Source organism: Streptomyces sp. NPDC091209, assembly GCF_044757755.1.
Taxonomy (GTDB): domain Bacteria; phylum Actinomycetota; class Actinomycetes; order Streptomycetales; family Streptomycetaceae; genus Streptomyces.
Genome location: NZ_JBIVVR010000003.1, coordinates 258,198 through 282,179, shown reverse-complemented (window position 1 = coordinate 282,179; position 23,982 = coordinate 258,198). Strand labels below are relative to the sequence as shown.

General features: G+C 72.1%; 19 protein-coding genes. 9 read left to right on the top strand and 10 right to left on the bottom strand.

Going from position 1 to position 23,982, the window contains the following annotated elements:
- Nucleotides 1-174: 174 nt before the first annotated feature.
- Both ACIQRL_RS11435 and ACIQRL_RS11430 read right to left on the bottom strand, forming a co-directional pair.
- The gene (locus ACIQRL_RS11435; protein WP_401330121.1) at nt 175-687 is read right to left on the bottom strand and encodes an EF-hand domain-containing protein; all 513 of its coding nucleotides are present in this window, start codon (nt 685-687) and stop codon (nt 175-177) included.
- A 210-nt stretch (nt 688-897) separates the two neighbouring features.
- The gene (locus ACIQRL_RS11430; RefSeq protein WP_401330814.1) at nt 898-1,257 is read right to left on the bottom strand and encodes an STAS domain-containing protein; all 360 of its coding nucleotides are present in this window, start codon (nt 1,255-1,257) and stop codon (nt 898-900) included.
- Nucleotides 1,258-1,793: 536 nt separating this feature from the next.
- Here ACIQRL_RS11430 and ACIQRL_RS11425 point away from each other — a divergent pair.
- Both ACIQRL_RS11425 and ACIQRL_RS11420 read left to right on the top strand, forming a co-directional pair.
- Entirely contained in the window at nt 1,794-2,375 is a 582-nt protein-coding gene (locus tag ACIQRL_RS11425) for a sigma-70 family RNA polymerase sigma factor (protein ID WP_401330119.1), read from the top strand.
- Nucleotides 2,376-2,557: 182 nt separating this feature from the next.
- The gene (locus tag ACIQRL_RS11420; protein WP_401330812.1) at nt 2,558-3,853 is read left to right on the top strand and encodes a zf-HC2 domain-containing protein; all 1,296 of its coding nucleotides are present in this window, start codon (nt 2,558-2,560) and stop codon (nt 3,851-3,853) included.
- Between the two features lie 164 nt (nt 3,854-4,017).
- Here ACIQRL_RS11420 and purU read toward each other — a convergent pair whose 3' ends face one another.
- A complete protein-coding gene (gene purU / locus ACIQRL_RS11415; protein ID WP_401330116.1) occupies nt 4,018-4,902 on the bottom strand; it encodes a formyltetrahydrofolate deformylase in 885 nt (294 codons plus the stop codon).
- A gap of 253 nt (nt 4,903-5,155) precedes the next feature.
- A complete protein-coding gene (locus ACIQRL_RS11410) occupies nt 5,156-5,656 on the bottom strand; it encodes a hypothetical protein (protein WP_351859976.1) in 501 nt (166 codons plus the stop codon).
- Nucleotides 5,657-5,773: 117 nt separating this feature from the next.
- Here ACIQRL_RS11410 and ACIQRL_RS11405 point away from each other — a divergent pair, with 117 nt between their 5' ends.
- Nucleotides 5,774-7,069: an ABC transporter substrate-binding protein gene (locus tag ACIQRL_RS11405; RefSeq protein WP_401330113.1), complete on the top strand. Its 1,296-nt coding sequence runs from the start codon at nt 5,774-5,776 to the stop codon at nt 7,067-7,069.
- Between the two features lie 243 nt (nt 7,070-7,312).
- Here the strand turns inward: ACIQRL_RS11405 and ACIQRL_RS11400 are convergent, their stop codons facing one another.
- Nucleotides 7,313-8,959 carry a hypothetical protein gene (locus ACIQRL_RS11400; RefSeq protein ID WP_401330111.1) on the bottom strand — a complete coding sequence of 549 codons (1,647 nt, stop codon included), beginning with the start codon at nt 8,957-8,959 and terminating at the stop codon, nt 7,313-7,315.
- 452 nt (nt 8,960-9,411) lie between these two features.
- Nucleotides 9,412-10,797 (bottom strand): transcriptional regulator, encoded by a 1,386-nt coding sequence (locus tag ACIQRL_RS11395; RefSeq protein WP_401330109.1) that lies wholly within the window; start codon nt 10,795-10,797, stop codon nt 9,412-9,414.
- Between the two features lie 303 nt (nt 10,798-11,100).
- Between ACIQRL_RS11395 and ACIQRL_RS11390 the strand changes: the two genes are divergently transcribed.
- The 3 genes from ACIQRL_RS11390 (at nt 11,101) to ACIQRL_RS11380 (ending at nt 14,383) form a co-directional block, all read left to right on the top strand.
- On the top strand, nt 11,101-11,754 hold the full coding sequence (locus tag ACIQRL_RS11390; RefSeq protein WP_401330106.1) for a bifunctional DNA primase/polymerase: 654 nt from the start codon (nt 11,101-11,103) through the stop codon (nt 11,752-11,754).
- A gap of 221 nt (nt 11,755-11,975) precedes the next feature.
- Nucleotides 11,976-12,773 carry an ABC transporter ATP-binding protein gene (locus ACIQRL_RS11385; RefSeq protein ID WP_401330104.1) on the top strand — a complete coding sequence of 266 codons (798 nt, stop codon included), beginning with the start codon at nt 11,976-11,978 and terminating at the stop codon, nt 12,771-12,773.
- Nucleotides 12,770-14,383, top strand: a complete 1,614-nt coding sequence (locus tag ACIQRL_RS11380) for a transporter (protein ID WP_401330101.1) — start codon at nt 12,770-12,772, stop codon at nt 14,381-14,383. Before ACIQRL_RS11385 ends, ACIQRL_RS11380 begins: the two co-directional genes overlap by 4 nt.
- Before the next feature lie 34 nt (nt 14,384-14,417).
- Here ACIQRL_RS11380 and ACIQRL_RS11375 read toward each other — a convergent pair whose 3' ends face one another.
- The gene (locus ACIQRL_RS11375) at nt 14,418-15,284 is read right to left on the bottom strand and encodes an alpha/beta fold hydrolase (protein WP_401330098.1); all 867 of its coding nucleotides are present in this window, start codon (nt 15,282-15,284) and stop codon (nt 14,418-14,420) included.
- Nucleotides 15,285-16,414: 1,130 nt separating this feature from the next.
- Nucleotides 16,415-17,107 (bottom strand): metal-dependent transcriptional regulator, encoded by a 693-nt coding sequence (locus tag ACIQRL_RS11370; RefSeq protein ID WP_261701816.1) that lies wholly within the window; start codon nt 17,105-17,107, stop codon nt 16,415-16,417.
- 362 nt (nt 17,108-17,469) lie between these two features.
- Here ACIQRL_RS11370 and ACIQRL_RS11365 point away from each other — a divergent pair, with 362 nt between their 5' ends.
- The gene (locus ACIQRL_RS11365; RefSeq protein ID WP_401330096.1) at nt 17,470-18,225 is read left to right on the top strand and encodes an SIS domain-containing protein; all 756 of its coding nucleotides are present in this window, start codon (nt 17,470-17,472) and stop codon (nt 18,223-18,225) included.
- Nucleotides 18,226-18,440: 215 nt separating this feature from the next.
- Here the strand turns inward: ACIQRL_RS11365 and ACIQRL_RS11360 are convergent, their stop codons facing one another.
- Entirely contained in the window at nt 18,441-19,823 is a 1,383-nt protein-coding gene (locus ACIQRL_RS11360) for a PAS domain-containing protein (RefSeq protein WP_401330093.1), read from the bottom strand.
- Nucleotides 19,824-20,560: 737 nt separating this feature from the next.
- Here ACIQRL_RS11360 and ACIQRL_RS11355 point away from each other — a divergent pair.
- On the top strand, nt 20,561-21,616 hold the full coding sequence (locus ACIQRL_RS11355; protein WP_401330091.1) for an isopenicillin N synthase family dioxygenase: 1,056 nt from the start codon (nt 20,561-20,563) through the stop codon (nt 21,614-21,616).
- A gap of 73 nt (nt 21,617-21,689) precedes the next feature.
- Here the strand turns inward: ACIQRL_RS11355 and ACIQRL_RS11350 are convergent, their stop codons facing one another.
- Complete coding sequence (locus ACIQRL_RS11350; RefSeq protein WP_401330088.1) at nt 21,690-22,790, bottom strand: citrate synthase 2; 1,101 nt, start codon at nt 22,788-22,790, stop codon at nt 21,690-21,692.
- A 480-nt stretch (nt 22,791-23,270) separates the two neighbouring features.
- Between ACIQRL_RS11350 and pdxH the strand changes: the two genes are divergently transcribed.
- A complete protein-coding gene (gene pdxH, locus ACIQRL_RS11345) occupies nt 23,271-23,909 on the top strand; it encodes a pyridoxamine 5'-phosphate oxidase (RefSeq protein ID WP_401330810.1) in 639 nt (212 codons plus the stop codon).
- The last annotated feature ends 73 nt before the right edge of the window (nt 23,910-23,982 follow it).

The following is a 23,982-nucleotide window of genomic DNA, read 5'->3' as shown; positions in this document are numbered from 1 at the left end:
GGCCGGCCCTGGTGGGCGGCTGGCCCGGGGTCGGCGATCGGCCCGGGGCCAGTGATCGGCCCGGGGTCAGCGGACCGCCCCGGGGTCAGCGGACCGCCGGACCGGATCAGTGGCCGGTTCGGGCGAGCGGTCCGCCGGAGTCAGCGGTCAGCCGGACCGGACCGAGCGGCTGTCCTACTCCGGGACCGTGAAGTAGCGGGCGAACGCGCTCACGACCTCCGTCTCGCCGATCCGTCCGTCGGCGTCCGCGTCCAGGGCGGCGGCCGCGGTGGCGGCGATGTCGTCACCCACTCCGAGGGCCCTGAGAACGCGGGCGGTCTCCTCGACCGTGGCCGCGCCGTCCCCGTCGGTGTCCGCCACCGCGAGGGCCGCGTGCAGGAAGGGGCGGGCGATCTCGGCGAACCGGTCCGGGTTGTCGCGCAGCCGCTTCACGGCGCCGCTCACGAACTCCTCGCGGGTGATCCGCTGATCGCCGTCCCGGTCCGCTATTCCGGCCATGCCCTGCCAGAACGCCTCGGCTCCGATGTACAGGGCCTGGCCCTTGTCCGACCGGGCCGTCGTACCGAACTCGGCGAGAAGCGCCTTGGTCGCGGCGTTGAAGTCCTCCCGGTCGATGTAGCCGTTGCCGTCCTGGTCGAAGCCGGCGAACCGGGCGGCAATCCTGCGCTCGTACTCGGTACTGACCATGGTGTCTTCGGACCGCCTCACTACTCAGCCGGCCTCGGCCGGACTGCACTTCATCTGGGACGGAGCGTACGACGCCCGGGCGGCCCGGGGAGCCGGAAACGACGGTTGTACCAAGACCGCAAAAATTCTGGAACAACAGCGTGGCGGTGCGTCGCGCAGTGAACAGGGGACGTCACTCCGGGCAAGGGCGGGGCGAGGGGGACCGGCCCGTCAGGCCGACAGCGGGCGGGACTCCTCGTCGACGGCCGCGTCGACGTCCGGGTACACGTCGAAGAGACGGCGCACGCCGAGGGCCCCGAGGACGCGGTTGACGTGGGAGCCGTCGGCCGCGCCCTGGGCGGGCAGGATCAGCCGCAGCCGCCCCCGGCAGGACCTCATCAGACGGCGGGCGGCGATCAGGACGCCTACACCGCTGGAATCACAGAAGACCACCTCGGAGAGGTCCAGGACGATGCTGTGCCGGCCCGCGGCCACCACGTCGTGCACGCTCTGGCGCAGCGCCGGCGACGTCACGAGGTCGAGCTCGCCCGACACCCGCAGCACGGCCCACGCGTCCTCCAGGCGGCCCACCGCGCCCGGACCCGTACTCCCTCTCCCCGTGCCGCCCGCGCCGCCTTCGCCGTCGGTCACGTCGGTCACGTCGGTCACCTTGAGCGTCACCGCCACGCCTCTCGCTCGCCTCGCCCAGCAGAAACGGAAGCACTCCGTACGCTTCCTTCCAGCGCGGCTGCCCCGCCGTAGTTCCATGAAACACGGATCCCGCCAGGAAGAAACGACTGTCTACGGTCGAAAATGCTTCACGAGGGTTCTCTTTCGGTCGCGTACGACCACTTGCGGTCAGATCCAGGGGTGGAAGTGACGCACCCCTACCATTCATGGCCTGCCCAGGGGCGCACATTGACGCAAAGGGGCGTGCGTTGTCGGACGTGCCGACTACATTCAAGACAGCAGTCGAGCACAGGCTGGACAGCGGCACCGCATGACCGGACAGCGGCAGGGGACACGGACAGGACACCGGCCGGACACAGAGACACACGGATACACGGATACACGGACACGCAGACACACGGACGGGCGCCGGGCACGACCAGGGGTGAGGGGGCCGTATGGCGACGCAGGACGCACCGCCCCGCTGGGACCGCAAGATGCAACAGCGGCTCTCGCGCGGGGAGGCGGCCGCGCTCGGTGAGCTCTACGACCGATTCGCGTCGCTCGTGCACGGTCTGGCCCATCGCGTGCTCGGGGACGAGCGTGCCGCCGACGGGATCACCCGTGAGGTGTTCGCCCACGTCTGGGAGAACCCGGAGACGTACGACCCGAAGCAGGGTCCCCTGCGCTCCTGGGTGGCCGCGCTGACGCACCGCCTGGCCGTGCAGCGCCTGCGCGCCACCGAGACCGCCGCGCTCGCCCAGGGCGGCGACGGCACCGCCGAGGAGCTGGAGCGCAAGGTGCGCAGCGCGTCCGTCGCCGCCCGCGCCGACTACATCGTCACGTCCATGCCCACCCCGCTGCGGACGGCCCTGGAACTGGCGTATTTCCAGCGCCGCGACTACCGCCAGGCCGCCGCCGATCTCGGCGTCACCGAGGACGAGGCCCGCCGCCGGCTCCGCCTCGGCCTGCAGCTCCTGTCCACCGCCCATGACACCGGGCCCACCGGCGCGCCGCCGGAGTACGGGGGCGCGCGGTGACCGAGGGAACGGACCGGTTCGCGTCGTCCGACGACGAGGACGGGCGCGAGAACGTGCACGAGGACCGCGAGGGCGTGCACGAGGACATGGACGGGCACGGGCACGAGGACCGGCACGGGCACGGGCACGGGCACGGGCACGGAAGCGTGCATGAGGACGTGGACGAGGACGGGCACAGCGGGATGCATGAGGACGGGCATGAGGACGTGGGCGGCGGCGGTGCCGCCGACCCACGGCCGGGCGGTCCCCCGCGCATACCGCCGCCACGGGCCTCCGTGGAGGACACCGGACTGCCGCTGCCCGAACCGGCCGCCGCCCCCGGCCCGGCGCCGCTCCTCCTCGAACACCGTGTCCTGAAGTCACTGCTGGGCGCGTGGGCGCTGGCCGCCTGCTCGGCGGACGAGACGACGGCCGTCGAGGAGCACCTCGGACACTGCGGTTCGTGCGCGGAAGAGGCGCTGCGCCTGCGCGAGGCGGTCGGCCTGCTGCACCCGGCGGAGAGCCTCGACCTGGACCCGACGCTGCGCACCCGCGTCCTGACGAGCTGCCTGGGCCGGCGCCCACCGCGCATCCCGGTGCCCGAGTGGGCCGCTCCGTACGACGCGGAGACCGCCCGCCTCGACGCCCTGCTCCAGGACATCGGGGGCTCCGAATGGCACGCGCCCGTGCGGCTGCGCTGGTTCGAGGGCGACGGGCCGGTGAGCCGCCGTACGACGGTCGCGGGGGTCATCGCCCATCTGCTGAGCGTCGACGGACTGGTCGCCGTCGCGCTCGGTCTGGACGACCCGCTCGGCGGGGCCGACGCCCGGCGGCCGACACCGCAGGATCGCACCGAGGCGTACTGGCGTGCCTCGCGCGTCCCGCCCACCCGGTCCGTGCGCGGGCCCTGGCGGGAGCAGAGCCACACCATCGTCCGGACGGTGTCCTTCGTGGAGGGAGGCACCTCCCACGCGGGCGCGGCCGATGACAAAGAGGCCTCCGGAGGACTCACCGTGGCGTACGGCGGGTTCGAACTGCCGCTCAGCGACTCGATGCTGGACCGCGCCTTCGAGTGCTGGGTGCACGCGGGGGACATCGCCGACGCCGTGGACTACCCGTACGAACCGCCCGCTCCCCGGCATCTCCACCGGATGATCGACCTGGCCGCGCGGATGCTGCCCGTATCGCTCGCCGAGCGGCGCCGTGCCGGGCTGTCGGTCCCGCCGGCCCGGCATCTCGTCGCGGCGGGCGCTCCCGGGCGGAGCCTGCGCCTGGAGATCGAGGGGTCCGGGGGCGGGGAGTGGCTCATCCCGCTCGACTCGCCCGGCGCCGTCGGTTCCGCCGAGCGCGAGGTGGCCCATGTCGCGCTGGACGGGGTGGAATTCTGCCGCCTGGCCGCGGGCCACGTGTCCCCGGAGGAGGCGGCCGCCGGACAGGACGGCGACCGCGAGGCCATCAGGGACGTGCTGTTCGCGGCGGCGTCACTGAGCCGGATGTAACGCGGCCGCGGCGGCGGCGACGCCACGACCGCCCGACACCTCTGGGCTCGTACGCCTGAGTGCCCGTATGCCCGCATGCCCGCATGCCCTTGCGGCCGTACGCCGTCAGGCGGGTCCGGGACGGCCGGACGACCACGCGGTCACGCGGTCACGGCGTCACGGCGTCACGCGAAGATGACCGTCCGGCGCCCGTTCAGCAGGATGCGGCGTTCCGCGTGCCACTTCACCGCGCGGGCCAGCGCCTGGCACTCCACGTCACGGCCGATCGCGACCAGTTGGTCGGGGGTGACGTCGTGGCCGACCCGCTCGACCTCCTGCTCGATGATCGGGCCCTCGTCCAGGTCGGCGGTCACGTAGTGCGCGGTGGCGCCGATGAGCTTGACCCCTCGGGCGTGCGCCTGGTGATACGGCTTGGCGCCCTTGAAGCTCGGCAGGAAGGAGTGATGGATGTTGATGATGCGGCCGCTGAGCTGCTTGCACAGGTCGTCCGAGAGGACCTGCATATAGCGGGCGAGGACGACCAGCTCGACGCCCTTCTCGCGCACCAGCTCCAGGAGCTGCGCCTCGGCCTCGGCCTTGGTGTCCCTCGTCACCGCGATGTGGTGGAAGGGCACGTCGTACGACCCCACGAGCTCCGCGAAGTCCGTGTGGTTGGAGACCACTGCGGCGATGTCGACGGGCAGCGCACCGATCCGCGCGCGGAAGAGCAGGTCGTTCAGGCAGTGGCCGAACTTGCTGACCATGAGGACGACCCGCATCCGGTCCTCGGCCCGGTGGATCTGCCACTCCATGTGGAAGGCGTCGCCGATCGCTGTGAAACTCGCACGCAGTTTCTCCACAGTCACCGGGGATTCGGCGGAGAAGTGGACGCGCATGAAGAACAGACCCGTGTCGTGGTCGCCGAACTGCTGACTGTCCTCGATGTTGCAGCCGGTCATGAACAGGTAGCTCGACACGGCGTGCACGATGCCCTGCTTGTCGGGGCAGGAGAGCGTCAGGACGTACTGCTCGGAGGCGGGCGCGGTCCCGCGGACGGACGGCTCATTCATGCGGGACAGGGTCCCATACCAGGCGCCCGCGGCGGAGTGCCGTCCCGCCACGCGGACGCCCCGGGGGCACCCCCGGCCGCCCGGCCGGTGCCGCGCCCACGTCCCGGGAGCACTGCACGAGCGCGCCACGGACGGCCCCGGCCACCGCAGGACCGAGGGTCGCCGAGGGCCGCGCCGATCACCGGACCGACCACGCGGTCGATCACCGGACCACGCGTCAGTCGAACCACGGGTCGAGCCGCCGGTCGAACCGCTAGGCCGACCGCGTCAGGATGCGCAGGACCTCGAGGGTGCGCGGCGGCGCGTCCGGGTCCTCGCCGTCGCTCGACGCCAGCCGTACGTGCGCGGCGCGCGCGGCCTGCAGGGCGTCGGGCCACGCCTGGTGGTCGAGATAGGCGGAGACGGGCGCGTCGGGTCCGACCTGGTGCATGATCCGCAGGACCCGCAGGACGGCGCTGTCCACGAGGGCCGCCTCCTGGGAGTCCCGGAAGATCGTGCCCACGTACTTCTCGGCCGACCAGTTGTCCAGCCAGGTGTCCTCCACCAGGCGGTACACCGCGTCGGTGACGTCGCCGTATCCGTCGACGCCGGCGAGCCAGACGTCTCGCTGGAAGGCCGGGTCGGAAAGCATGTGCAGCGCGGAGCGCACATTGCTGCGCCAGCGCCACCAAGGCATGTCGTTCAGTGGCATGCCGCCCATGGTGGATGAGCGACGACCGCGACGGGAAGAGTTCTCCGAGTCTTGCACGGTCACCGATCGTACGTTCCCTGTGAAAAACAGTTCATCGGCCCCTGCAATTCACCTCTACGTCACCCGGTGTCGACCACGGGTCACACAAAGGTTTTTCGTGTGGGGGAATCGTGCATGTCCATGACCGGTAGGCGACGTACTCGCACCACCTCCCCCACGCCCCGGCCCCGCAAGGCCAAGCTGCTGTACGCGAGCGCGCTGGTCGCGTGCGCGTCGGTTGCCGTCGGATGCGGGGTCATCCCTGGTGCCACGGGGGGCTCCGGGGATGGCCCCGTCAAAGTAATGACCTGGGCACCGGAGAAGACCAACGCAACGAACAAGCCCGGGATGCCGGCGCTGGCCAAGGCCTACGCGCGCTGGGTCAACGCCCACGGCGGCATCAACGGCCGCAAGCTGGAGGTCCTCACCTGCAACGACCACAACGACTCGGTCGCCGCCGCGCACTGCGCCGAGCGGGCGGCCGACGAGAAGGTCGTCGCGGTCGTGGGTTCCTACAGCCAGCACAGCCGCTCGTTCCTGTCCCCGCTGGAAAGCGCGGGCATCCCCTACATCGGGGGCTTCGGCGTCACCGACGACGAGTTCACGAGCCCCGTCTCCTATCCCGTCAACGGCGGCCAGCCCGCCCTGCTGGCGGGCCTCGGCGAGCAGCTCGGCAAGAACTGCGGTCCTGTCTCGCTCATCCGTCCCGACACCATCGCCGGCGATGAGCTGCCGGTGCTGCTCAACTCCGGCCTGAAGGTGCTGGGCCACGCCCCGGTCGCCGACCAGCGGGCGGCCGAGGACGCCACCGAGTACTCCGTGCCGACGCGCCTGGCGCTCCAGCACGCGACCTCCGACGCGACCGAGCAGGGCTGCGTGGTCCCCGCGCTCGGTGAACACACCAACACCTTCATGGACTCCTTCCGGCGCGACAGCACGGACTACCCGAAGGTGCACACCGGCACCGTCATCAGCAGCATCGACCAGTCGCAGATCGACGCCGCCGGCGGCAAGTCGGGCCCCTACGAGGGCTCGTACGTCACCGGCTGGTACCCGACCGTGAACGACGCGCGCTGGAACGAGATGCGCAAGGTGATCAAGGAGCAGGCCTTCGGCGACAACCGGATCGATCCGGCCGACGCCGGAGTGCAGACCACCTGGATCGCCTACACCGTGCTGAAGAAGGTCATCGAGTCGCTCGGCGCGGGCGAGGTCTCGTCGCTCACCATCCGACACGAGCTCGACAACGGTCTCAAGGTGACCACGGGCGGGCTCACACCGACGCTCAGTTGGCGCTTCGACGACCTGACCTCGACCGGCGACTTCGCGCGCCTCGTCAACACCGATGTCACCTTCCAGGTCATTCGCGACGGTCAACTGACGGCGCAGCGAGGCGGGTTCATCAATATGGAGAAGACGCTGGCGCAAGCGGGATAGCCGGCCGGTCGGCCGGACGGACATCGCGGGCGGACCCGCCCACGGTCGGGGCGGGCTCCTCCCGCCCCGGCCACCCGGAACCAGGACAGCGACCACGACAAAGCCCGGCTCCCCCGCCGTTCAGCGAGGGAGCCGGGCTTTCGTGCCGTCACAGCCAGGCGCGGGTCACAGCCGGGTGGTTCACAGCCGCGTACGCGTCACAGCCGGGCGGGTCACACAGCCGGGCGGTCACAGCCGGGCGGGTCAGAGCTGGGTGCGGGTCCGCTGCGTCAGTCCGTACCTGGACGCGATGGAGTTCCACAGCCTCGCGGCCTTCTCCTTCTGCGCGGAGGCCGTGCCACTGGCCACGTTCCCCGCCTGGGTCTGCCCGGTGGTGCGGCCGTGACCCTTGTGGCAGCCCTTCTTGTCGTTCTTGACCTGGTCGGCCCAGGCCGCGTAGTGGTTGTCCGCGGCCGCGGAGGCCTTCCAGGCGTCGGTGAGGGCGGCGGCCAGCTCGTCGTGGTTCGGCAGCTTGTCGACCGCGAGGGAGGAGAGCCGGGTGACCAGCTCACCGCGCTGCTTGGCCGCGTCCCGCAGATCGCCGGCCGCCTGGTCGAGGTTGTTGCACACCTTCACGTCCGCCACGGCGCTGATCACCGAGTCACGGCTGCTGGTGCTGTCCGCGAGGAGCTTGTCCAGCTCGACGGCCTGCGCCTTCACCGGGTCACCGGCGGCCGCCGACGAACCCTGCGTGGCGGGCGCGGTCGCGGCCACCGTCTTGCCGGTGTCGCCGTTGCCGCCGCCTCCGCCGCCGCTGAGCAGGGCGCCGGCGCCGACACCGAGCACGATGATGCCGATGCCGACGGCCGCGATCACCGGGACGCGTGAGCGCCCGCCGCCGCCCCCGCCCGCCCCGTCACCGTCGGACGGGCCACCACGCCGTGCGGCGGCCCTGCCGCCGGGCGCACCCGGCGCGGACTGCGCGCCGTACATGTCGCCCGCCCCGCGCGGGGCCTGCGGCGCGGCCGCGTCGATACGCGGCAGCATCTGCGTCGACCCGGCGATTTCCGGCTCACTGCGGAAGAGATTGTCGAACTCCGCCGGGGGCTGCCGCTCCTCCGGGCCGCCTGCCTGCATCCCGTAGGCCCCGGAGGGCTGCGCGGGCACGGGCGGGATGTACTGCGTGGCGTCGGCGTCCGACGCGGTGGCGGGCGGCAGCGATCCGCCGGAACCGCCCTGCGGCGTCTGCCCGAGGTACTGAGCGGCCTCGGGCCGGATCTCCGGCGGCAGCGCGCCCGGTCCCACCGGCGGTATGTACTGGGTCGCACCGTCGTCCGGCGCGGCGGCCACGGGCGGGATGAACTGGGTCGCCCCGTCGTCGCCACCCGGCGCGGCCGGTATGTAAGGAATGTACTGGGTCGCCCCGTCCTCGCCGCCGGGCGGCAGCGGCACGCCCTGCTGCTCCGGGGCCCCGTAGGTGCCGTAGCCCTCGTATCCGGCGGCCGCGTGGGAGCCGTGCGCCCCCGGCGCATAGCCGTTCTGGGCGCCGTACGCCGAGGACTGCGCGCTCTCGGGCGGCAGCGGTCCGGATCCGGAGCCCTGCTGGGCGAAGCCCTGCGCCTGCTGTGCGCCGTGCGGGTCCGGGGCCGGCCAGCCCTGGGACTCGGAGGACGCCGAGGCGCCCCACGACTGGGTGCCGTTCACCGGCGCACCCCAGCCGTCACCGGGCTGCGGGGCCGGGGCGGCCGACCGGTCGGGGCCCCACTGCCCGCCCCAGGCGGGAGCGCCCGCCGGGGTCACGCGGTCACCCGTCGTACCCGGCAGCAGCGGTTCGCCACCGTCGGAGGGCAGCACGATGCCTTCGCGCGCGGGCCGCGCCGAGGGCTCCTCGCCCTGTCCACTCTGCGTCACCGGGACTCCTACGAATGGGGGACCTTCGGAATCATCGGCTCACGCTACCGGGTCCCCACAACCCACTGCTACGCAGCACCTGCGGTGACCTTCGCACCGTGTGACACGGGTAACGAAACCGCCCCCGAATGCGCTGTATTTCACTTCCCTCGCTCAGAGTGCCCTCGTTTTCCGGGTGTTCACACCGTCAGGGGTCATATGTTCATACGCACGGGTCCCGAAGGCGCGGAACAGAAATGATCACACCCGCGCCGGGACCCCGCGCTCGCGTCACCGCTCCCGGACGACTCCCCGGCCCCTCACGCCAAGCTCTCACGCCGGAGCGCACGCGCCTGGCGCGCACGGAGCCCGGTCCGCGTGGGGCGCACGCGGTGTGCGCCCCCCAGCGGGACGCGCACCGGTCCGGCCGCTCCGGGCGGCACACGCTCAACCCACGTGTCCCACGCGTACGTTCACGCCGCCGCCTGCAACTCCATGCGCGCCCCGAACTCCCGCACCACGGCCTCGTCCTGGAACGGCTCCAGTCGCTGCTGCAGGTCCTCCAGGTACTCGGCGCCGCGGTTGGAACGGAGGGTGCCGAGGAGTTCGACGGCGCGCAGGCCGGTGTGGCAGGCCTGCTCCACCTCGCGCTGCTGGACCTGTGCCGTGGCCAGCAGGACGTAGCCGATCGCCCGGCGTCGGGCCCGCGACTCGGGATGGCCGGCCAGGGACTCCTCGGCGCACCGCGCGGCGGCCTCGGCCTGGCCGAGGTCCCGGTGGCAGTGGGCCAACTCGTCGGCCAGATAGGCCTCGTCGAAGTGCGCGATCCACGTCGGGTCGTCCCCGGAGGCCTCGTCGGCGTTCTCCAGCGCCGTGACGGCCCGCCCGGACGCCACCTGCGCGGCGCGCGCGTCGCCCATCAGCGCGTGCCCGCGTGCCTCCGCGGCGTGGAACATCGACTCCGCCCGCGGTGTCACCCGCCCGCGCGCCCCTTCCTGGGCCGCGCGCGCCAACTGCGCGATCTCGCGCGGGTTGCCGAGCTGGGCGGCCAGGTGGCTCATGGACGCGGCGAGGACGTAGCCGCCGTACCCGCGGTCGCCGGCCGCCTGCGCGAGCCGCAGCGCCTGGATGTAGTACCGCTGGGCGAGCCCGGGCTGACCGGTGTCGATGGCCATGTAGCCCGCGAGTTCCGTCAGCCGGGAGACGGCGGCGAACAGTTCGCGTCCGACCGCCTCCCGGTAGGAGCCGGCGAGCAGCCCGGAGACCACGCTGTTCAGGTAGTGCACGACGACCGGGCGCACATGCCCGCTGCCGTACTGGTGGTCGAGGCCGACGAGGGCCTGGGTCATCGCGCGGACCGCCGCCACGTCCGAGAGCCCGACGCGCGGGCCCGCCGAACGGGCGACCTGCGAGTCCGGCGACGAGATCAGCCAGTCGCGGCTCGGCTCGACGAGGGCGGAGGCGGCGACGGACGACCCGGACAGGAAGTCCCGTCGCCCCACGTCGCTGCGCCACAGCTCGCAGACCTGCTCGATGGCGCCCAGTATCGTCGGCGAGAACTGGAGACCGACGCCGGACGCCAGGTTCTTGCCGTTGGCCATGCCGATCTCGTCGATCGTGACCGTCCGGCCGAGCTTGCGGCCGAGCGCCTCGGCGATGATCGCCGGAGCCCGTCCCCGCGGCTGCTGACCGCGCAGCCAGCGCGCGACGGAGGTCTTGTCGTAGCGCAGATCGAGTCCGTGCTCGGCTCCGCACATGTTGACCCGGCGGGCCAGCCCGGCGTTCGAGCAGCCCGCTTCCGCGATGAGTGCCTGCAGTCGCTCGTTCGGCTGCCTGGCGATGAGAGACCTTGCGGCCATGGCGTACCCCCTGTGGCTGCGGTGCCTGCCCACGCACCGAGTTGACGTGTCCTCACGGCCGAACACCGAAAGAAGCCGGCCAGGAAGATCAATGCCCCGCAGACATGCCGAAGATGCGGGACATGTGAGGATTGCCGGGGTAAGGGCGGTTGCCCGACCCCACCCCTGATTACCCATGACCGGCTGCCGTTCCCCCTGCGCGCCCCCACACGTGCATCCATGCGCCCCAGGCGGGGAAACGATGCTCCTCCCCCGCGCGCGTGTCCCCCGTAACCCGAGGTGGACGCCGGAGTTGAGATCCACGTGGAAGAGACCATCGCAGGCACCGAGTTCGCGCAGATCCCCCGGCAGCGTGGCGAATCGCTGCAGGAAGCCGCCGTGCGCTATGCCGAGGAACGCCACTGGGACGTGTTCCCCGGCACCTGGCTGGAATCGGTCGGCGGGGTGCAGCTCTGCTCCTGCGGTGAGCCCGCCTGTGCCGCGCCCGGCGCTCATCCTGCGCACGAGGACTGGGCGACCCGGGCGACGGGCAGCGCGACCGTCGCGCGCCGGCTCTGGTCGATGCGGCCGACGGCGTCGATCCTGCTGCCCACCGGGCGTACGTTCGACGCGATCGACGTGCCCGAGACGGCCGGGTTCCTGGCGCTCGCCCGCATGGAGCGGATGGAGCTCACCCTCGGTCCTGTGACCTGCACACCGGACCGGCGCATGCACTTCTTCGTGCTTCCCGGCGGCGCGGCGAAGGTCCCCGATCTGGTAAGGACGCTGGGCTGGACGCCCGCCTCGCTCGATCTGGTCGCGCTCGGCGAGGGAGCCTACGTCGCCGCGCCGCCGACCCGGTTCGGCTCCCGGGGCGCCGTGCAGTGGGCCTGCCGTCCGACACCCGCCAACCGCTGGCTGCCGGACGCGGAGGAGCTGATCTCGCCGCTGGCCTACGCCTGCGGACGGGATCGGTAGAGGTACGCGGGGGTTCGGGGAGGTCCGCAGAGATCCGCAGGGTCCGCAGAGATCGGTGGAGGGCCGCGGGGGTCCGCAGTGATCTGTGGAGGTCCGCGGGGGTCCGCGGTGATCTGTGGAGGTCCGCGGAGGGCCGCACAGCGATCTGCGGGGCTCCGTGGAGATCGGCGGAGACCGGCAGGGACAGGTAGCGGGCGGCCGTAGGCGCTTAGGGTGCCTGTATGAGCGAGGGAGCGAAGGACGGCGGCGTGCCCGCCGTACGTGTGCGGGGGCTCTGGAAGCGGTTCGGGGAGCAGGTCGCCGTGGCCGGGATCGATCTGGAGCTGCCCGCTGGGCAGTTCATCGGGCTGGTCGGGCCGAACGGGGCCGGCAAGACCACCACCCTCTCGATGGTGACCGGGCTGCTCAGGCCCGATGACGGCACCGTCGAGGTCGTCGGCCACGACGTGTGGCGCGACCCGGTGGAGGTGAAGGCGCGGATCGGCGTGCTGCCCGAGGGGCTCCGGCTCTTCGAGCGGCTCTCCGGGCGCGAACTGCTCGGGTACACCGGCCGGTTGCGGGGTCTGCCGGGTGCCGAGGTCGACAAGCGGGCCGCCCAGCTCCTCGACGTCCTCGACCTCGCGGGCGCGCAGCACAAACTCGTCGTCGACTACTCGACCGGCATGCGCAAGAAGATCGGTCTGGCCTGCGCACTCCTCCACAACCCCGAAGTCCTCTTCCTCGACGAGCCGTTCGAGGGCGTCGACCCGGTCTCCGCGCAGATCATCCGTGGTGTCCTGGAGCGGTACACCGCGTCCGGCGCCACCGTCGTCTTCTCCTCCCATGTGATGGAGCTGGTCGAGTCGCTGTGCGACTGGGTCGCCGTCATGGCCGCCGGACGCATCCGCGCGCACGGCCCGCTCGCCGACGTACGCGGCGGCGCGCCCTCGCTCCAGCAGGCCTTCCTGGAACTGGTCGGCGCGCACGGCCGCGGCACCACGGCCGACCTGGACTGGCTGGGCGGCGGGGCTCCCCGGTGAGCGCCGGCACCGGCGTCTCCGCCGCGTCGATCACCCCCGTCGTCGTACGTCTGAAGCTGTCGCTCCTGCGCAACGGCCTGCGGCAGTCGGCCGGGCGGCGGGCCGCGTTCATCGTGTCCACGGTGCTCGTCCTGCTCTTCGCCGCGCTCCAGTTGATCGGTCTGATCGCGCTGCGCGGCAACGCGCACGCCACCGCCGTCGGCGTCCTGCTCGTGGCGGTCCTGGCGCTCGGCTGGGCCGTGATGCCGCTGTTCTTCCCCAGCGGCGACGAGACACTCGATCCGACGCGGCTGGTGATGCTGCCCCTGCGGCCGCGGCCGCTCGTCCGGGCGCTGCTGACCGCCTCGCTGGTCGGCGTCGGACCGCTCTTCACGTTCTGTCTGCTGCTCGGTTCGGTGATCGCGGTCGCGCACGGGGCGGCGGCGTACGCGACGGCGGTGGTCGCCCTCGCGCTCGCCCTGCTGGTCTGTGTGGCCCTCGCACGGGCCGTCGCGGCCGCCAACATCCGGCTGCTGTCCAGCCGCAAGGGCCGCGATCTGGCGGTGCTCAGCGGACTGGTCGTCGCGGTCGGCGCGCAGCTGGTCAACTTCGGCGCGCAGCGGCTCGGTTCGGCGGGCGGACTGTCGAAGCTGGACCCGGTCACGGACGTCCTGCGCTGGATCCCGCCCGCGTCGGCGATCGGCGCCGTGGACTCGGTGAGCGGCGGATCGTACGGGGCCGGGATCGTCCAGCTCGCGCTGTGCGCGGCCGCCCTGGCGGGGCTGCTGGCGCTCTGGTCCCGTCATCTGACCCGGCTGATGACCTCGCCCGACGGGTCCACGCTGCAGGCCGCGGAGCCCGCCGGCCGGGAGCGCGGCTCGTCGGGGTTCGCGCGGCTGCTGCCGGCCGGGCGCACCGGCACGGTCATGGAGCGCAGCCTGCGGTACGTGTGGCGCGATCCGAAGACCAAGGCGGCGTGGGTGACCTCGCTGGCCATCGGGCTGATCGTGCCGGTGTTCAACGCGCTCCAGGGCACCGGCTCGGTCTACTTCGCGTGCTTCGCCGCGGGGATGCTCGGGATCCAGATGTACAACCAGTTCGGGCAGGACACGTCCGCGTTCTGGATGGTCGCGCTGACGATCTCCTCGACCCGCGACGCGTACGTCGAACTGCGCGGGCGGGCTCTGGCCCTGCTGGTGATCACCCTGCCGTACGCGACGCTGGTGACCGTCGTGACGAGCGGGCTGCTCGGCGCGTGGGAGAAGCTGCCCGAGGTGCTCGGCCTGTCCTTCGCGCTGCTCGGAGCGATGCTGGCGACCGGCGCCTGGTCCTCCGCGCGCTTCCCGTACTCCATCCCCCAGGAGGGCTACAAGAACGTGGCCCCCGGTCAGGCCGGGCTCGCCTGGATCGCCATCTTCGGCGGCATGGTCTCGGCCGCCCTGCTCGCCGCCCCCGTCATCGCCCTCACGATCTGGCTGAACGTGAGCGCGGACGGGGACCGGTGGAGCTGGCTGCTGCTGCCCGTGGGGGCCGTCTACGGGGCGCTGATCACGCTGCTCGGGCTCCGGCTGGCGGCCCCGCGGACGGCCCAGCGGCTGCCGGAGATCCTGGCGGCGGTCAGCAAGGGTTGAACGCGCACCGGCCGCGCCGGTTCCAGGACGGGTCCTAGCCGGTGAGCACGCCGTCCAGGAAGGGCTCGATGGCGGCGCGCCACGCCTCGGGCTGGTCGTAGTGGACGAGATGGCCGGCGTCGGCGACCTCCGCGTACTGGCCGCGCGGCAGGACCCGGACCATCTCCTGGGACTCCGCCCGGCCGAGCTCGCCGTCGAGGCCCCGTACGACCAGAGCGGGGCACTGGACCTGGGCGAGCTCCTCCCAGTGGGCGTCGTACACCCATGTCTGGCGGGACTTGAGCATCTGTTCCGGCTCGAAGACCGGGCGCCAGCCGTCGGAGGACTCGTGCATCACCTCGGCGTAGAACTCGCCGCGGGAGGAGTTGCGGCGCTCCACCCAGGGGTCGTCCTCGCCGAACCACTTCCGTACGTCGGCGAGGGTGGCGAAGGGGACGGGCCAGGCCTTGAACCAGTCCTCCCACTCGCGCTGCGAGGCGGCACCCAGCGCCGAGGCCCGCATGTCGCAGATGATCAGGGCGCGGACGAGATCGGGACGCTTGGCGGCGAGCTGCCAGCCGGTCAGCGCGCCCATGGCGTGCCCGACGAGGACGGCCGGTCCGAGACCGAGCTGGTCGAGGGCCGCCTCGGCGTCCTCGACATAGGCCTCACGGGTGTACTCGGCCTCCGGGGCCTTGTCGCTCTGGCCGTGTCCTCGCTGGTCGAGGGCGACGGCGCGGTGCCGCTCGGAGAGCCAGCGGGCGGTGGACGCCCAGTGGGAGGCGCGGCCCATGAGACCGTGCAGTAACAGCACGCCGGGCGCCTCGGAGGCCCTCGGCTGGTCGCTCTTGGGAGGATCGGCGAACTCCCAGGCAGCGAGGCGAACACCGCCCGCTCCCGTCACGTCGATGCGCCGCACCATCGGTAATGGCACCCCCCTAGCTCGCTCGGACCGGCTCGCTCCCGCTCGTACCGGCCGGTCCACTCGTACCGCTTCCTGCCGCTGCTCCTGCTGTGCTGCCCGGTGTCCCTATATGTACTCCCGCCACATCGCCACGTTATCGAATGGGGTTTCGAAACTGGCCTTTCTGCCCGCAACACCCCTCGTTCGAGTGACCGCCCGCAAGGATTGACCGCCGTCGGCGGGGGGAGATCTTCTGCGGGAGGCGGACCGCTCGGGGAAAACGGTCCGAGGGGAATGACCCTGGGAGCTCGGGGCTCCGGGTCAGCACAGGGGAGGACAGGCCCCGGCGCCGAATGGCGCCGGGGCCCTCTCCACATCTGCGGCACATCCTTACGCCCCCTCCCCGACCGCGCACCATCGCTCTCGGACACGGTCAAGAGCCCTCAGGTCATATGCCTCACGCGACAGCCTCGCACGCAAACGGTCCGGGCGCTGCGATTCCGCACACTGAATCTTCGTATCGGCCAGGTCGCGAAAGCATCACAACTGCCTCTGCCGTCACAGCAGTTGACACGCCTGGGGTGCGGCGGACCGGGTGCGCCCCACGGTGTCCGGCGAGCGCCCGGACGCCGACGTCGAGGTCAGCGACCGCCGACCCCTCGGCCGGCGTCCGGGAGCTGCCCCTCGCGGGCACCGGAAGCGCGGACGGAGAAAGAGCTCAGAATCCGGAAGCGCGGCTACCGGAAGTGCGCCTTCCGGAAGTGTGGCTACCGGAATCGCGACTACCGATGCTGCGACCAACGGAAGCACACCTTCCGGAGGCCCGGCCACCGGAAGCACTGATACCGGAGGAACCGGTACCGGAAGCGCCCGTACCGGACGCGCCCGCACCGGAAGCGCCCGCACCGGAAGTGGCCGTACCGGAAGTGGCCGTACCGGAAGCGCCCACACCGGAAGTGGCCCTACCGGACGCGCCCGCACCGGACGCGCCCGCACCGGAAGTGGCCGCACCGGACGCGCCCGCAGCGGAAGTGTCCTTGCCGGAAGCGCCCGCACCGGAAGTGGCCTTGCCGGAAGTGGCCGTACCGGACGCGTCCCCGGAGGCGGGGTTGCCGGTGGCGTGGCCGCCGGTACGGCCGCCGGTGGTGTCAGCGCTTGGCGACGAACACGTGGGAGGCAACGTCGGCCTCCAGCTCCGCGGCCTCGCCGCCGCTGCCCACGAGGACCCCGCCGGCCGACTCGGTCACGCTGACCACGGAGCCGGGCTGCACTCCCGCCCGCCGCAGCGTGTACATCAACTGCGCGTCCGTCTGGATCGGCTCACCGATGCGCCGTACGACCACGGTCTTGCCGTCCAGACCCGGGTCCAGCTCGGCCAGCGACACCATGCCCTCGTCCAGGAACGGGTCCGCGCCGTCCTTCTCACCCAGCTCCTCCAGGCCCGGGATCGGGTTTCCGTACGGCGACTCGGTCGGGTGGCGCAGCAGCTCCAGCACGCGCCGCTCCACCGCCTCGCTCATCACGTGCTCCCAGCGGCAGGCCTCCGCGTGCACCTGCTCCCACTCCAGGCCGATCACGTCGACGAGCAGACACTCGGCGAGGCGGTGCTTGCGCATGACACGCGTGGCCAGCCGCCGCCCCTCGTCGGTGAGTTCCAGATGCCGGTCGCTCGCCACCGCCACCAGACCGTCGCGCTCCATCCTCGCCACGGTCTGGCTCACCGTCGGGCCACTCTGGTCGAGCCGCTCCGCGATCCGGGCGCGCATCGGGACAACGCCTTCCTCCTCCAGCTCGAGGATGGTGCGGAGATACATCTCCGTGGTGTCGATCAGTCCGGACATTCGTGCCCCTCGATTAGCTCTGCCGGAGACTCGATGGCCCACCGGCGTGTGCGCTGGCCCTGAACTCAATTCTGACGCATAGCACTGACAACCGTGCCTAGCCGTTGAAACCGCTTGGTGCCGATTGCCCTGGAATCCCCGCGGACACGGGGCCCGACCGGCCCGCACGCTCCCCGGCCGCCGTGTTCGGCGGTGCCTCCGGAGGCCGTATTGACAGGGCACTGGTCCAGACCGCAACGTGATCCGCGACACGACGGGAGTACGGCCGCACCGGGGCGACCGGTTCAGCCGTCCCCCCGCCCCGCACCGATCCGACGCCGACGAGACGTCCACGCCGACGTGACTTCTAAGGGGCTTCGCCGATGAGCGACAGCAAGCTGGCCGGGCAGTTCTTCGACGCCGCGATCGGCCTGCTGCGGCAGGTACGGGACGAGGACGCCGGGGAGATCGAGGCGGCCGGGACCCTGATCGCCGACACCGTCGTCGACGGCGGGAGGCTCTTCGCCTTCGGCGCCGGGCACTCCTCTCTCGCCGCGCAGGACATCGTCTACCGTGCGGGCGGCCTCGCCCTGATGAACCTGCTCGCCGTGCCGGGGGTGGTGGGCGTCGACGTCATGCCCGCGACGCTGGGGTCCGCCCTGGAGCGGGTCGACGGTCTGGCGAGCGCGGTCCTCGACTCCAGCCCGCTGCGCTCCGGCGATCTGCTGGTGATCATCTCGCTCTCCGGGCGCAACGCGCTCCCGGTGGAGATGGCCATGAACGCCCACGCCCTGGGGGTGAAGGTCATCGGCGTCACCTCCGTCGCCTACACCACCGAGACGACCTCCCGGCATGTGTCGGGCACCTACCTCAAGGACCACTGCGACCTCGTTCTCGACTCGCGGATCCCGGTCGGCGACGCGGAACTCACCGTGGACTCCATCGAGGCACCCTTCGCCCCCGCCTCGACCGTCGTCACCTCGGCCCTGCTGCAGGCCGTGATGGCCACCGCCGCCGGCGCCCTGGCGGACCGCGGCATCGAACCGCCCCTGCTCCGCTCGGGCAACGTCGACGGCGGCCACGAGTGGAACGGCCGGGTCATGACGGAGTACGGGGACCGGATCTTCTACCGGCGCTGAGGACCGCGCTGCGGCACCTGCACGGAGGGTCCACCGGCCCCGTGGATCCCGACCGCCCACCGGCCCCGAGGCTCCACCCGCACCGAGGGACCCGACCGCCCACCCGCACCGAGCTTCTACCGGCCCCGAGGATCCCGACCGCCCACCCGCACCGAGCTTCTACCGGCGCCGGTGGTCTCGATCGTCCACCGGCTCCGGGGGCCGCGGGGACGTCCTCAGGGCTTCCCCGTCAGCTCCTCCAGGTCCAGGGCCATCGCGATCCGTACGGCCACGTCCTCCGCGTACATCGCGTCCATGCGCTCGAACCGGTTGCGGCCCGCGCTCCGCAGGAACGTCACGACTCCCAGCGTCCGCCCTCGGCTGCGCAGCACCGCGCACAGGGCGTGCACGGAGTCCCGCGGCCACTGACGGGCGAGGGCCCATTCGCGCGCCTGCTCGGCGTCGGCGGCGGCCGCGTCGGCCCGTACCGAACCGGCGCGTTCCACGCACTGGAGCGCGGGGTGCCCCTCCCCGTAGCGCAGGGGCAGTCCGGCCTTCCCGGTGATGTGGCTCGGTCCGGGCGACCCGGCGGGCGTGGCGACCGTCCGGACGAGCCGCGCGGGCCGCTCCCCGTCCGCGAGCGGGCCCCCGGCCACCCGGTCGACCAAGGCGTGATCGGCGAAGCCGGCGAGGGCGAAGTCGAGGTGGACGGCGGCGGCCTCGCCCGGGTCCTCGCACTCGGCCGCGGCCCGCGCGGCGCGGTGGAGCTGGTTGGCGCGGAAGCGCAGCAGCGCCGCCTCCTGCTCGGTCTGCTTGGCCTCGGTCACGTCCTGGAAGAGCCAGCCGACGCCGAGCGGTACGGGTTCCTCCGCGAGCGGCGAGGCGAGCCGCAGGAAGCCGCTGAGCCAGCAGCGCCGCTTCTCGCCCTCCGGCGTGCGCACGCTCACCCACATCTCCGCGGGAGCCGGCGGCGCGCCTTCGGACAGGACGTGGGTGAGGGCGCTCTCCAGTTCCTCGACGCCCTGGGAGAGCAGCTCGCCCAGGGGCCGGCCGAGGACGGAGGTGCGGCCCGTCCCGAGGGCCTGGGCGGCGTGCGCGTTGACCACGGCGGGCCGCAGGTCGGCGTCGACCAGCACCACGCCCCAGGCGGCGTCCTCGAAGAGTGCCTCGCTCAGGGCGATCGAGCGTTCCAGGTCGATCTGTGTGTGCACCTCGCTGAAGGCGCAGTACACCCCGGCCGGCTTGCCGTCCGGGCCGCGGACGGCGGCGGACTGGGTGCGGACGAGCACCCGGCCGCCGTCCTTGGTGAGGAGCGCGAACTCGTGGACCTGGCGGCCGGGGGCCGCCATGGCGGACATCAGCCGGGCCTCGACCTCCTCGGCGTCCGCGGTCCGCACGGCCCAGCCGGCGAATCCGCGGCGCCCCACGGCCTCGGCCGCGGTCCATCCGAGAATGCGCTCGGCCTCGCGGTTCCAGTGGGTGAGGACCCTGTCGGCGTCGAAGGCGCACAGCGCCGCGTCCATGCCGTCCAGCAGCGCGGCAAGCAGATCCGAGCCGTCCCGCTCGGGCTCGTCCGGCCCCAGCTCGTCGGTGGTCCCACTACGCCGGGAAGCACTCACCTGGACCCCCTGCAGGCTGCGTCCGCGTGTACGACGCGACAGTTCACTCACTCGTCACCATTCAACTCGAACGTGACCGAGCCCACACCTCGTTCCCCGAAGATGGGAGGAAATCGCTGTACGCCGGATTTCCGCCCCGCCCGCCCCAGGAGCCCCCCGCCCCACACGTCTCGGCACATCGCCTCGCCGAGAACCGCTCTCCGGAAATCACCCTCGATAAATCGCTTGAGGCTCCCGGGGATGTCTTCCTAGAGTGCTCCTCACGTAGGAGAGGAGGTGGTTCGGCTCATGACGGAAACCCGGACATACGAGGTGGCTGCGGGCTAGCGGCCCGTTGTCGGACTCGGTTCGGCGCCGGACCAGCATGTGTGATGTGCATGCAGCCGGCCCAATCCAACGCAGTCACCCGACCCGCGAGCTCGCCGGTGCGTCCGGCCGGCCCCGTCGCCGCCAGGCGGAGGGACCCGAGCTCGCGGGTCGTTCGCGTTCGACGGACGGATCCCCGGCGAGAGTGACCCAGGTCACAGAGGGATCGCGGGGGCGGCAGTACGCTGTGGCCATGCTTCCGATGCTCGTCCGACGCCGCCACGTGGATTTCCTGCGCGTCACGAGCATGGGCTGTCGGCGCTCCGCCTGACCCAGCCCCCTTCGCACCGCTCTCCTTCACCTGGCACCCGTGGCCCCCGCCCCACCCCTGGCGGCCGTCCGGGCACCCGTACACCCCGCGGACGCATCTCATGACGACGAACACGTCTTCCACGCCTGCCCCGAACGGGCGGCACTTCCCCTCGTACCAGCAGCTGCCGATCATCGATCTCTCCGCGGCCGACCGCGGCCCGCAGGCGCGGGCGCTGTTGCACGCCCAGTTGCACAGCGCCGCCCACGACGTGGGGTTCTTCCAGCTCATCGGGCACGGGGTGAGCGAGACCGAGACCAACGCGCTGCTGCGGGCCGCGCACCGGTTCTTCGCGCTCCCCGAGGCCGACCGGCTGGCCCTCGACAACACCGGCTCGCCGCACTTCCGCGGGTACACACGGACGGGTGACGAGCGGACCGGCGGCAGCCGGGACTGGCGGGACCAGCTCGACATAGGCGCCGAGCGGCCCGCGCGGACACCCGGTCCCGGTGAGCCCGCGTACTGGTGGCTCCAGGGGCCGAACCAGTGGCCGGCCGCGCTGCCGGAGCTGCGGACGGCGGCGCTGGCCTGGATCGAGCGGCTGAGCGCGGTCGCCGAGCGGCTGCTGCGTGAGCTGCTGACCGCCGTCGGGGGCCCCGCCGGTTTCTACGACCCGGTCTTCGGCGAGCGGGCGCATCCGCATCTGAAGCTGGTCCGGTATCCGGGGAACGCGGGCGACGGCGCCGACCAGGGCGTGGGCGCGCACAAGGACTACGGGTTCCTGACGCTGCTGCTCCAGGATCGGGTGGGCGGCCTTCAGGTGCAGCGCGAGGACGGTCTCTTCCACGACGTGCCGCCGCTGCCGGGCGCCTTCGTGGTCAACCTGGGCGAGCTCCTGGAGGTCGCCACCAACGGATATCTCGTGGCGACCAACCACCGGGTGGTGAGCCCGGCCGGGGCCACGGAGCGGTTCTCGGTGCCGTTCTTCTACAACCCGCGCCTCGACGCGCGGATCGAGCCGCTGCCCTTCCCGCATGCCTCTGCCGCGCCCGGCGTCACCGACGATCCGTCGAATCCGCTCTTCGCCGAGTACGGCTTCAACGAACTGAAGGGCAAGCTGCGGGCGCACCCGCTCGTCGCCGCCCGCCACCACGCGGAGCTGCTCGCTCCCGCGTGATGAGCGGCGGCGGACGCGGTGCCGGTGCGCGGAGTCGCCCCCGGCCGGTGCGCTCGGTCGGGTCGGTCGCGGGTCAGTGCGCGATGTCCCCGTATCCCTCGATCTCCTGGGGGCTCCGGGTGCCCGGTCCCACGTAGTGCGCGGAGGGGCGCACCAGGCGGCCGGTGCGCTTCTGCTCCAGGATGTGCGCCGACCAGCCCGCGGTACGGGCGCACGTGAACATGGATGTGAACATGTGCGCCGGGACCTCGGCGAAGTCGAGGACGATGGCCGCCCAGAACTCGACGTTCGTCGCGAGGACACGGTCCGGGCGGCGGGCGTGGAGCTCGGCGAGGGCGGCCTTCTCCAGGGCCTCGGCGATCTCGAAGCGGGGGGCGCCGAGCTCGCGGGCGGTACGGCGCAGCACCCGCGCGCGCGGGTCCTCGGCGCGGTACACGCGGTGGCCGAAACCCATCAGGCGTTCGCCCTTGTCGAGGGCGTGCCGGACGTAGGCGTCGGCGTCCCCGGTGCGCTCGATCTCCTCGATCATGCCGAGGACGCGGGAGGGGGCGCCACCGTGCAGGGGACCCGACATGGCTCCCACGGCGCCGGAGAGCGCGGCGGCCACGTCCGCGCCCGTCGAGGCGATCACGCGCGCGGTGAAGGTGGAGGCGTTCATGCCGTGCTCGGCGGCCGAGGTCCAGTAGGCGTCGACGGCGGCGACGTGCTTGGGGTCGGGCTCGCCCCGCCAGCGGATCATGAAGCGCTCGACGACGGAGTGGGCCTTGTCGATCTCGTGCTGCGGGACCATCGGCAGGCCCTGGCCGCGGGCGGACTGGGCGACGTACGACAGGGCCATGACGGCGGCGCGGGCGAGGTCGTGGCGGGCCTGCCGCTCGTCGATGTCGAGGAGGGGTTTGAGTCCCCAGACGGGGGCGAGCATGGCGAGCGCGGACTGCACGTCGACACGGATGTCGCCGGAGTGGACGGGGATCGGGAACGGCTCGGCGGGCGGCAGACCGGGGTTGAAGGCTCCGTCGACGAGGAGTCCCCAGACGTTGCCGAAGGAGACATGGCCGACGAGGTCCTCGATGTCGACGCCCCGGTACCGGAGAGCGCCGCCCTCCTTATCCGGTTCGGCGATCTCCGTCTCGAACGCGACGACTCCTTCGAGTCCGGGTACGAAGTCGGACATCAGGCGGCTCCTCGTGATGTGTGCGACGGATGGTGTTGTCGGGGTGGGGGTGACCCCGTGTTCTCGCAGGGGTGACCCTGTGCCCTTGGACCCTGTGCCCTTGCAGGGGCGACGGTCGACGTTCAGGCGCTTCGCCGGCCGGTTCCACGGTCGTTCCACGAAGACTCCCGAATGCTCTTCGGACAGTCTCCGCCGACTCGCGGTCCGAAAGCGGTCACCCCGGTGATGCCCCGTACGGCTGGTCCTCCAACCGGAACGGCACCAGCACGATATCTCCGAGTGCCACCTTTGGGGAGAGCACGCGGCACTGAGTGCCATGGCGTGATGAAGCACACCCGCCCCCGGAAGCGAGCCGCGATACGGCAGGATGACCGCGTGAACGATCGTTTCCCGGACGAATCCACGACCGAGCCCATCATCCAGGCCGCGGCCGAGGCCGCCGAGGCCGCGGACGAGGAGATCGCCGCAGACCCCGCGGCCATGCGGGCGCACTATCGCGCCGAGGGCCTCGACGAGGGCGATCTCGCCGCGCACCCCATGGAGCAGTTCTCCCGCTGGTTCAAGCAGGCGGCGCAGGCCGCGGTGCACGGTTTCGTGCACGAGCCGAACGCGATGGTCGTCTCCACGGCGGACGCCGAGGGCCGGCCCAGCTCCCGCACGGTGCTGCTCAAGCAGTACGACGAGCAGGGCTTCGTCTTCTACACCAACTACGACTCCCGCAAGGCCCAGGAGCTGGCCCGCAACCCGTACATCTCGCTGCTCTTCCCATGGCACCCGATGGCCCGGCAGGTCATCGTCACCGGGACGGCGCGGCGCACCGGCCGGGACGAGACCGCCGCGTACTTCCGCACCCGCCCGCACGGCTCCCAGCTCGGCGCCTGGGCGAGCACGCAGTCCACGGTCATCTCCTCGCGCACCGAACTGGACGTCTCGTACGCGGAGTTGAGCGCTCGCTACCCGGAGGGGGAGCAGGTGCCGGTGCCGCCGCACTGGGGCGGGTTCCGGATCGCCCCGCAGACGGTCGAGTTCTGGCAGGGCCGCGAGAACCGCCTGCACGACCGGCTCCGCTACACGGCCGAGCCCGACGGGAGCTGGCGGATCGAGCGCCTCAGCCCCTGACCACCGGACGAGGCCCCCGCCGCCTCAGCCCCTGACCGCCGGACAACCCCTCCGCCCCTGATGGCCGGACGAG

Bases quoted from the DNA above. Each gene is read 5' to 3' on its own strand.
- ACIQRL_RS11435 (WP_401330121.1), bottom strand. From the start codon at position 687: ATGGTCAGTACCGAGTACGAGCGCAGGATTGCCGCCCGGTTCGCCGGC.
- ACIQRL_RS11370 (WP_261701816.1), bottom strand. From the start codon at position 17,107: ATGTCCGGACTGATCGACACCACGGAGATGTATCTCCGCACCATCCTC.
- ACIQRL_RS11375 (WP_401330098.1), bottom strand. From the start codon at position 15,284: ATGGTGCGGCGCATCGACGTGACGGGAGCGGGCGGTGTTCGCCTCGCT.
- ACIQRL_RS11425 (WP_401330119.1), top strand. From the start codon at position 1,794: ATGGCGACGCAGGACGCACCGCCCCGCTGGGACCGCAAGATGCAACAG.
- ACIQRL_RS11405 (WP_401330113.1), top strand. From the start codon at position 5,774: ATGACCGGTAGGCGACGTACTCGCACCACCTCCCCCACGCCCCGGCCC.
- purU (WP_401330116.1), bottom strand. From the start codon at position 4,902: ATGAATGAGCCGTCCGTCCGCGGGACCGCGCCCGCCTCCGAGCAGTAC.
- ACIQRL_RS11365 (WP_401330096.1), top strand. From the start codon at position 17,470: ATGAGCGACAGCAAGCTGGCCGGGCAGTTCTTCGACGCCGCGATCGGC.
- ACIQRL_RS11350 (WP_401330088.1), bottom strand. From the start codon at position 22,790: ATGTCCGACTTCGTACCCGGACTCGAAGGAGTCGTCGCGTTCGAGACG.
- ACIQRL_RS11385 (WP_401330104.1), top strand. From the start codon at position 11,976: ATGAGCGAGGGAGCGAAGGACGGCGGCGTGCCCGCCGTACGTGTGCGG.
- ACIQRL_RS11420 (WP_401330812.1), top strand. From the start codon at position 2,558: ATGCATGAGGACGGGCATGAGGACGTGGGCGGCGGCGGTGCCGCCGAC.
- pdxH (WP_401330810.1), top strand. From the start codon at position 23,271: ATGCGGGCGCACTATCGCGCCGAGGGCCTCGACGAGGGCGATCTCGCC.
- ACIQRL_RS11355 (WP_401330091.1), top strand. From the start codon at position 20,561: ATGACGACGAACACGTCTTCCACGCCTGCCCCGAACGGGCGGCACTTC.
- ACIQRL_RS11395 (WP_401330109.1), bottom strand. From the start codon at position 10,797: ATGGCCGCAAGGTCTCTCATCGCCAGGCAGCCGAACGAGCGACTGCAG.